This window comes from Streptomyces sp. NPDC002994 (genome assembly GCF_040611155.1).
Lineage (GTDB): Bacteria > Actinomycetota > Actinomycetes > Streptomycetales > Streptomycetaceae > Streptomyces.
The window spans coordinates 1-2077 of the sequence record NZ_JBEXNQ010000072.1 but is presented as its reverse complement, the minus strand read 5'-3'; the positions used below and the strand labels follow the sequence as shown (position 1 = coordinate 2077).

Annotated in this window: 1 protein-coding gene; it reads left to right on the top strand. The window is 71.2% G+C overall.

Translation table 11 applies throughout. From position 1 onward, the window contains the following. The coding region (locus ABZX79_RS37780) for a type I polyketide synthase (RefSeq protein ID WP_355268591.1) at positions 1–2077 on the top strand (2077 nt) is incomplete at both ends.

Here is a 2077-nt window from a genome sequence, read left to right as displayed (position 1 = left end):
GCGTGGCGTTATCAGGTGGTGTGGAAAGGGCTGTCGGTGCCGGAGGTGCCCCGGTTGTCGGGGCGTTGGTTGCTAGTACTGCCGGAAGGTACGGAAGGTGCCGAGGGTTCGGAAGGTACGGCTCCCGGCCTCGCGACCGACCTCACCAACGCACTCACCCGCAACGGGGCCGAGGTCGCGACCGTGTCCGTGCCGCCGACTGCTGATCGCGCTCGCTTCGCGGAGGTGCTCGCCGCGCACCGTACGGAGAACGGGGAGCCGGCTCTCCAGGGAGTGCTGTCCCTGCTCGGACTCTCGCGCACGCCGACTGCCGTGACAGCGTCCGTTTCCATGGTCCAGGCGGTGAACGACGTGGATCTCGGCGCCCGGGTGTGGGCCGTCACCCAGGGTGCCGTGGCTGCACTCCCCGGGGCGGTGCCTCACGACACGGGAGCCCGTTTGTGGGCCTTCGGGCGAGTGGCGTCCCTGGAACTGCCCGGAATATGGGGCGGTTTGATCGATCTGCCGCCGGGGCCGCTGAGCGCGCGCGCCCTGCGCCGTACGGTCGATGTCATCGGAGCGACCGGAACCCCCGAAGGTGAGGTGGCGATCCGGAGCGCCGGGACGTACGGACGCCGGGTCGCACGCTTCGCCGGCGTGGACCGGAGGCAGTGGCGACCGCGGGGGACGGTGCTGGTGACAGGGGGCACCGGTGCGCTCGGGGGACATGTGTCGCGCTGGCTGGCGGCGAACGGTGCCGAGCATCTGGTGCTCACCAGTCGTCGGGGTATGGACGCCCCCGGGGCGGCCGGTCTTGCTGCGGAGCTTGAGGAGTTGGGTGCCCGGGTCACGGTGGCGGCGTGCGATGTCGCCGACCGCGAGGCACTGGCCGCACTGCTGGACGAGTATCCTCCCACCGCCGTGTTCCACACCGCGGGCGTACTCGCCGACGGAGTCATCGATGGGCTGACCGACGACGACTTCGCCCTTGTGGGCCGGGCCAAGGCCGATGCGGCGGAACTGCTGCACGAACTCACCGCCGACCGTGCCTTGGACGCGTTCGTACTGTTCTCCTCGGTCACGGGCGTCTGGGGCAACGGCGGCCAAGCGGCGTACGCAGCCGCCAACGCTTCCCTCGACGCCCTCGCGGAGCGCCGCCGCGCCGACGGACTGCCGGCCACCTCCATCGCCTGGGGCCTGTGGGCCGGCGGCGGAATGGCGGAGGGCGCCGGAGAGGCGAGCCTCGTCCGCAGGGGCATCGAGGCGATGGACCCCGCGCGCGCCGTCGAAGCGTTGCAGCAGGCCCTCGACCGGGAAGACACCTGCGTGACCGTCGCCGCCGTCGACTGGGAGCGCTTCGCGCCGCATACCGCAGCCGTACGGGCAACCCGCCTCTTCTCCGCCGTACCGGAAGCGCGGGCGAGCCTGGACTCAGCTCGACGACAGCGCCCGGCCGCCTCCGGCACCGCCGAACTGTCGGGGCTCCTGGCCGGCCGCGCCGAGGCCGAACGGCTGCACCAACTCGTGGAGTTGATCCGAGGCGAGGCCGCCACGGTACTGCGGCACAACACCACGGATGCGATCGGCTCGGAGCGGGCCTTCAAGGACGTCGGCTTCGACTCCCTCACCGCCCTGGAACTGCGCAACCGGGTCAACGCGACCACAGGCTTGTCACTCCCCACGACGATCACCTTCGACTACCCGAGCCCTGCCGCGCTCGCCGGCCACATCCTCTCCAAGCTCGCAGACGGCGAGGAGGGGGGTGACGAGGAGACGGAACGGGCCGGAGACCTTCCCCAGGCCTTCCGGGCCGCCGCGCACGACGACCCGATCGCCATCGTGGGCATGGCCTGCCGCTATCCGGGAGACGTCGACAGCCCCGAAGCGCTGTGGGACCTCGTACTGGGGGAGCGGGACGTCATCGGTACACCTCCCACGGACCGTGGCTGGGACTTCGACGCGATGTACGACCCGGAGCCCGGCGTCCCCGGCAAGACGTATGCGCGGGAGGGGGGTTTTCTGCACGGGGCGGGGGAGTTTGATGCCGCGTTCTTCGGGATCTCTCCGCGTGAGGCGGTGGCGATGGATCCGCAGCAGC